This window comes from Parendozoicomonas verongulae, assembly GCF_009711465.1.
Lineage (GTDB): Bacteria > Pseudomonadota > Gammaproteobacteria > Pseudomonadales > Endozoicomonadaceae > Sansalvadorimonas > Sansalvadorimonas verongulae.
In genome coordinates this window covers 1-5,996 of sequence record NZ_SMME01000869.1, presented here as the reverse complement: position 1 = coordinate 5,996, position 5,996 = coordinate 1, and the positions used below count along the sequence as shown (strand labels likewise).

At 49.0% G+C, this 5,996-nt stretch carries 11 protein-coding genes; 4 read left to right on the top strand and 7 right to left on the bottom strand.

Annotation, left to right across the window (positions count from 1 at the left end; all coding sequences use genetic code 11):
- Positions 1-366: 366 nt before the first annotated feature.
- Both E1189_RS19845 and E1189_RS19840 read right to left on the bottom strand, forming a co-directional pair.
- Complete coding sequence (locus E1189_RS19845) at positions 367-630, bottom strand: co-chaperone GroES (RefSeq protein ID WP_155162818.1); 264 nt, start codon at positions 628-630, stop codon at positions 367-369.
- A complete protein-coding gene (locus E1189_RS19840; protein ID WP_268921669.1) occupies positions 627-1,607 on the bottom strand; it encodes a tyrosine-type recombinase/integrase in 981 nt (326 codons plus the stop codon). The genes E1189_RS19845 and E1189_RS19840 overlap by 4 nt, the downstream gene beginning before the upstream one ends.
- A gap of 662 nt (positions 1,608-2,269) precedes the next feature.
- Here E1189_RS19840 and E1189_RS19835 point away from each other — a divergent pair.
- The 4 genes from E1189_RS19835 to E1189_RS19820 all read left to right on the top strand — a co-directional run bounded on the left by E1189_RS19835 (position 2,270) and on the right by E1189_RS19820 (position 4,714).
- Complete coding sequence (locus tag E1189_RS19835; RefSeq protein WP_155162813.1) at positions 2,270-2,566, top strand: hypothetical protein; 297 nt, start codon at positions 2,270-2,272, stop codon at positions 2,564-2,566.
- Between the two features lie 167 nt (positions 2,567-2,733).
- A complete protein-coding gene (locus E1189_RS19830; protein WP_230460547.1) occupies positions 2,734-3,726 on the top strand; it encodes a zinc ribbon domain-containing protein in 993 nt (330 codons plus the stop codon).
- 30 nt (positions 3,727-3,756) lie between these two features.
- Positions 3,757-4,299 (top strand): hypothetical protein, encoded by a 543-nt coding sequence (locus E1189_RS19825; protein ID WP_155162811.1) that lies wholly within the window; start codon positions 3,757-3,759, stop codon positions 4,297-4,299.
- Position 4,300: 1 nt separating this feature from the next.
- A complete protein-coding gene (locus tag E1189_RS19820) occupies positions 4,301-4,714 on the top strand; it encodes a hypothetical protein (RefSeq protein WP_155162809.1) in 414 nt (137 codons plus the stop codon).
- Here the strand turns inward: E1189_RS19820 and E1189_RS19815 are convergent.
- From E1189_RS19815 to E1189_RS25635, 5 genes are all read right to left on the bottom strand, one after another.
- Entirely contained in the window at positions 4,684-5,025 is a 342-nt protein-coding gene (locus E1189_RS19815) for a hypothetical protein (protein ID WP_155162807.1), read from the bottom strand. The genes E1189_RS19820 and E1189_RS19815 overlap by 31 nt on opposite strands.
- Positions 5,022-5,201 carry a hypothetical protein gene (locus E1189_RS19810; protein ID WP_155162805.1) on the bottom strand — a complete coding sequence of 60 codons (180 nt, stop codon included), beginning with the start codon at positions 5,199-5,201 and terminating at the stop codon, positions 5,022-5,024. The genes E1189_RS19815 and E1189_RS19810 overlap by 4 nt, the downstream gene beginning before the upstream one ends.
- Positions 5,198-5,422, bottom strand: a complete 225-nt coding sequence (locus E1189_RS19805; protein ID WP_490353779.1) for a phiTE_072 family protein — start codon at positions 5,420-5,422, stop codon at positions 5,198-5,200. Before E1189_RS19805 ends, E1189_RS19810 begins: the two co-directional genes overlap by 4 nt.
- 31 nt (positions 5,423-5,453) lie before the next feature.
- A complete protein-coding gene (locus tag E1189_RS19800) occupies positions 5,454-5,690 on the bottom strand; it encodes a hypothetical protein (RefSeq protein WP_155162800.1) in 237 nt (78 codons plus the stop codon).
- A gap of 106 nt (positions 5,691-5,796) precedes the next feature.
- The coding region (locus E1189_RS25635; RefSeq protein WP_230460546.1) for a hypothetical protein at positions 5,797-5,996 on the bottom strand (200 nt) is incomplete at its 5' end.

Genomic DNA, 5,996 nt, shown 5'->3' with positions numbered 1-5,996 from the left:
CCCCCTCCTGGGGAGGGGAGGGATGTTCTTGCCGTGCCCCCACCCCTTCGCTGAGCAGGTCTATTTGCTTGTGTGCATCATGATATTTTGAAGTTGTACTGCGCTTTACTCCCTGTTGACCGCTCATAAGTCCTTGTTCTCCCGTAGTGTCCGAGTATCTGAACTGCGCATTATGGGATAGTGCGCAGTTAGGGCCTGCTCCTGCCAGAGACGTTATAGGCCGTTATTTTAGTGAGTTTCCAGCACCTGCAAGAACGGGTGGGAACCTCCGGTATTACTGGGTTTAAAGATATGGTCAGGTCTACCCTATACCAGTTCTATTACTCTGCCTGCCCCAAAAGAAAAGCCCGTGGCCTGATCGGATATCTAAACCGTGGCCATCATCTCCTCTTCCCGAAGAAGCAGATAATCCTTTCCTTGGAAGGAAGCCTCGGTTCCGGAATAGCGGCTGAACAACACCACATCATCCACCTGAACCGGAGCCGTCACCTTGTCCCCTATCGCCAGCACAGTACCAAAACTCTGCTGGGGTTCGTCACTACTGGGGAAAACGATGCCACCTTCAGAGGTCGTCGGGTTCTTCGCCCTGTCGATCAGCACCAGATTATTGAGCGGTTTGGGTTGAATCACAGAACGCCTCCCTTCTTCACTTCCTGCACCAGTGGAGTCACAGCGGTTTTAATCTTGCGCAGTGAGTTCGCCTTATCCACCACCTCAGTCAGTTTGCCCCGGGCGATCCGGGCGTAAATCTCCGATGTCTTCGGATCCGCATGCCCCAGAATCGCCTGAATCTGGAGAGTACTGATATCCTCTTCCATCATCTCAGCGCCCAGCATGTGACGCATGGCGTGAGGGTGACACACATCATCGGGCAGGCCAGCCGCCTCGCCGTACTTCTGCACCATCGACCACACAGACTTCTCCGTCAGCCGACGGGCCTCCCCAACATACTCATGCTCCGGAACCTTCCGGTTGCGCAGGCTGATAAACAACACCTGACCACCAGACGGCAGCGAGCGATCAACCTCCAGCAGCTCATCATGGCCAAGGTAAGCCTGGAGCAGAAGCATGGCCTCATGGGGAACCGGCAACTCACGTTCATGACCGCCTTTTTCCGTCACCCGCAGCGCCAGCCGCTGCCGTCCCTGATACTCAAACCAGAACAAATCCTCCTGGTTCAACGCCGTCAACCCTGCCACCCGCATACCGCAACCCATCAGCAGAGCGAGCATGGCCGCATCACGCAAACCGGAAAACGTGCCGATATCCGGCTGCATCAACAACCGCTCCGCATTGGACAGCCCCAGTTGCCTGGGAAGCTTGCGGCCAATCTTCGGATACGGGAGTCGTTTTGCCGGATCGGCAGAAAGCAGGCCCTTATCCCGAGCCCAGTTGTAGAAATTCTTAACCGCCGCCACCACAACATGACGACTTTTCGGAGCCACACCCTGTTTATGCAGCCATAAGCCCGTGAACGCCTCCAGCTGGTCGGTATTCGCCAGCAGTAAACAGGTGTCGTGTTCTGCTGCAAGATAATCCTGCAGCTTATTCAAATAGCCACGGTATTTATTGGTCGTACTCTGTGAACGACCACGACTGGCTACCAGGAACGTCAGTCAGTCTTCAATACGCAAGCGTTCAGCCGCCAGATGGGGGCTGTTTGGGTGGTTTTGGCTGGCAGATTTCTTATTCAATTTTCCCAGGCGCAGAACCGGCCGTGGATGCGTGGTACATACCTAATTTTACCATACACCCCTGATATTACAGGCTTTTCAGCGGATTGATCGCCCACAAAACCCACTGTGGGGATGATAAAAAACCGTGGATGCCAAAAAGTGCCTTTGATGAAATCCGTGGATGCCTTATGTGGCTGTTTCTGTCTGTTCTGGCGGTCTTCTCTTTCTCTTTTCTTCTTCTATTTCAAGGAAATAAAGAAATAAATAGAGAGATAGAACGGTGCAGGCGGCGAAAACGGCAAGTGTGGGAATACAGCAAAAGCGTGGAGGAATTGACCTGTAGCGTGGAAGCAAAAAAGCGGCAATGTCAGAATAATCAGGGGATTCAGATCGGTGATCCACGGAACCACGGGAAAATAGTAGCACGCCCGACACCCAGACGGCCACAGAGTCCCGGGCACTATCCCGTTCTTGGTTCGGCGCTTGCGCCCCTCCACCCGCCGCATGCTACTCGCAGGGGGTACGGGGGAAACGGTTAACAGATACAAAAGCGCCTGTTGTGTTGCACAGCAATGGCGCGGCCAGGAGGAAGCATGGCGTTTTATATGATCACCTATGGGCTTTATCAAATAACTGATGCCTACATAGGGCTCTCGGAAGAGGAAACCATTCAGAGTGCCAGGCCGCTTATAGATCAGTGGCCAGAGTATGCAGATATGGAAGATGAGGGAATTCTGGACTGGTTGAGAGCTGACCAGTGTGAGTTTGATATGGTTCAGATTCGCAGTCAGTGGCCAGGTGAGGGCATATCATTAGATGAAATGATTCAGCTATACGACAACAACAGCGTACCTGCACGGACTTATCTGAAAGATAATCATACTTCCTAAGACACAGAAAAACGCAGTTGGCCGGAAATCGGCTTTCTGGTATTCGTTCTTAGGTAATGTGACAGGTAAGGCCTTGTAATTGGGTTACTTGGAAATGAAAGCGCCCACGCACCTCTCAGAGGCGCGTGGGCGCAAAGCCATCAGATAATGGAGACTGAGGTAATATTGTGCTGATTTGCGATAAGTGTGGAGCTTCAATAAATCGAGACTCAAAGTTTTGCCCTCAATGTGGAGATCCTGTCACAGAAGCTGACGTAGTAAAGCCTGTTAGTGACAGTCAGGCTGCCAATGTCGATATATCGTTCGGCTACAGCAGTTCTCCAAATTACTCACGCGCTGTTGATATCTGTAAAAACATTCCGTCCTATTCAGAGATAGGGGAAGGCAAGCAGATAATTCATACCATAACCTTGCCGCTTACAGAGGTAGACTTGGTAGTAAATATCTATAACCTGATCGGGAGCTGGAAATCTTCCAAAATGCTGATTAAGGGCAAAACTGCTACTAAAAAAGACCTTACGTATTTTGGTATGGGTTGCTATCGAAATCGACAAAAAGCCTATAAACCTGAGCAGTTCTGCTTTGGGGAACGAGAGTACGAAGCAAATATTTGGGGCTGTAAGCGACTGAATATGCCAATCAATCAGTGGGGAAGTGGCTGGTTGGATTATGGCAGCTTTGATAGTAAACAAGTTTGGCATTTGGATAAGAGCAGAATCCGGCATGAGCTGGAAACAGCTATCAGGGAAAATGAACTGTGCCCTGTACTGGACCGCCGCAAGGTTCTTGAAACCCTCGAAAAGCTACCTGACTCCATAAACCCCAAAAAAGATAAAAATTGGGAATACCGAACAAGTTATGAGGAGGTCAATGGCGACTATAAACAGGTAGCAGTTGGTGTAAAGCCGGTATTCAAAGGGGTGAATAAATTTGTTGTGGGTTCCTTTAAACCCGTATGGGAAGAGGAACAGACTGTCACTATGTCATCTGAGCAAGATACTCAAGGCTCAGATCATAGTTGGGAAGAGGATGGTGACCTGTACGAGGTAAACACGTCAAGTGTTAGCGTGGCACCTGTTCAAACAGAACAACCGTTCTATTTGAAATGGTGGTTTATAGGTTCTGTCATTGTTTTGATCATGCTTGTTTTTAAAAATTGATAAAGGAATTTTGGGAGGAGTTTCGGTGAGATGATGAACTTTTCGGATAGGCTATGGAAAACGGTTTCCGGCTCATTGGGGGCGGCTGTAGCTCTATTCTCACTAGGGATATCCATCTTTGGTTTTTTTGCTATAGATGAAGCAAGAACGCTCTCTTTACGATGGGTCATTAGCATTGTTTTTATTTTGGTATATGTGTCGTTTGTTTTCCTTAGGACGGCATATGATGCGCACTTTTGTGCACAAGCAGGAAATCAGCTTCCTGCTGTAGAGAGAGTGATTAGTGCTACTGCAGCCTATGCTGACGCAAAAGCTATTCTCCTGTTGGCTCCATCAGACATTTTTTCACATGACTTTGTTGTATCAGTGTTCGTTCGTGAAGAAGGTTTTGAGATGTTTACAGGGTACGGGCAGGTAATAAATGTTCAAGGTGATAAGCGTATTCAGGTTGCCTATTACCAGCTGGCTGGGCATGAAGATAAAGTGAGTGAATTGGTTGGTAAGTCAAAGAGCGCACTTAGCGAGCTTTTGGTGAAACCTTCAGTACCAAGATCGTATTTGGGAGGTGCATGAGATGGGAAACGAAAAAAAACAGCCGTATGCAAAGGTTGTAAAAGTTATTGATTCTCATACCGTCGTCATAAACAAAGGCTGGGATGACGGGATAAAAGAGGATAGCAGGGTACTTGTTTACTGTCTTGAAGATGAATTATTTGACCCTGATTCAGGTGAAAGTCTCGGTTTTTTAGAAATCGTAAAAGGCACAGGGAAAGTAGTTAATGCTCAAGAACGAATGGCTACTATCAAATCTGACATGGTTCGAAATGGAGGGAGCAGGGTGCGTCGTCCAGATGCTAACCCTATAAACATTGCCGCACGTTTAAGTTCGCAGCTATTTGTGGGAACTGAGGAAATTATTGAAAAAGATCCAGATATAAACGTTCCCTTTGATTACCCTCATGCTGGTGATTTTGTTAAGAAGATATAAAAAGAGGGGGCAGCTATACGGCTACCCCTTTTTTGTGAATTTATTTGTAGTGCATCTCCAACCGGATAAACCTTCCCTTCCCACTTCCGCTCACGCACCACCCGGGCCAGATCCCGGCGAATCAACCCCTGAATAGTCCGGGTGCCGTAATGCCAGGCAGGAATCCGCAATCCTGTTCCCAAGTGGGATTTCCGGCAAGCCACACCGGGAGCTGACCAGAACCCACCGGAGTACTTAATCAGGCGGCCATGCTCCTGCAGGCGGTTGAATGCCTTCTGCATTTCAGGGGACAGTTTCTTGTTATTGCTCACTCTTCCACCTCGTAAACGTCATTGACTTGCAGGTAATCAGGGTTTTTCTGGCACTCTTTTTTAGCCCAGGCTTTGGCTTCACTGAGGGTTAACCCAAAACCGCTTATCCACACGGGAGTGAACCAGCCATCTTTCTTTTCAAATCGACAACAGTACTGTTTATTCTTCTCACTCATGCCACCGTCTCCCGCCCTTCAATCATCGTCTTCAGCCCAGCCTGCACAGTCAGAATCACACGACACAGATACTGGTAACGGGAGTTAGGCTTTTCGGGAATGCTGTACCACCACTGATCTCCAAAAATGTCCTGCATAAAGCCAGAAACAGATTCGATGCTTTCAGTGCCTTCAAGATGTTCGGCCTGGTTAAACAACTCCCTGGCCTCATCCGCTTCGATTCCGCCTTCCCACCGACGTCTGCAGATATTTTTAGACAGTTCCGTAGGTGCGGGCTTTAAAGTTGCGGATCAGCTCGGAGAGGGTTTGGTGGGTGATCTGAAAACGGCCGTATTCGGGGTGCCAGAAGGAATCGGTACGGGTCAGCGTGACCCAGCTTTTTGTGCTGCGCTCGGTAAGAGTTACAGCTGATTCACTGAGCACCCGGTACCGATGCTGGTTATCACTGTCTCCCAGCTGAATTCTGGGAAGGGGTTGTGGTCTGGTCATCCGTTTACTGTCGCCTGCAGAGCCCGTGCACCGGGCTTCGTATGCCTTCTTCGGTAAGTGCCAGAGTCTCAGGTTATTGGCGACAGTTTAAGGGTTTTGTGTGTCGTTATTTGTGCTTAGTGCTTCGATCTTGAAGATGTTTTTTCTTTCTATTTCCACTCTTGGGAGCTTTAGTCATATCTCCCCACCAACCAGGCTTGGGATCAGGCTGCTGGCCCAGGACATCTTTGAGAATAGAAACAAGGTCGTGCGAGATCAGGCCATCAATATGTTCGTTGTAACTATTCAGCCCCCCTAACCTGAAGC

Coding starts and splice junctions, on each gene's coding strand:
- E1189_RS19800 (WP_155162800.1), bottom strand. CDS start 5,690: ATGACCAGACCACAACCCCTTCCCAGAATTCAGCTGGGAGACAGTGAT.
- E1189_RS19835 (WP_155162813.1), top strand. CDS start 2,270: ATGGCGTTTTATATGATCACCTATGGGCTTTATCAAATAACTGATGCC.
- E1189_RS19825 (WP_155162811.1), top strand. CDS start 3,757: ATGATGAACTTTTCGGATAGGCTATGGAAAACGGTTTCCGGCTCATTG.
- E1189_RS19810 (WP_155162805.1), bottom strand. CDS start 5,201: ATGAGTGAGAAGAATAAACAGTACTGTTGTCGATTTGAAAAGAAAGAT.
- E1189_RS19820 (WP_155162809.1), top strand. CDS start 4,301: ATGGGAAACGAAAAAAAACAGCCGTATGCAAAGGTTGTAAAAGTTATT.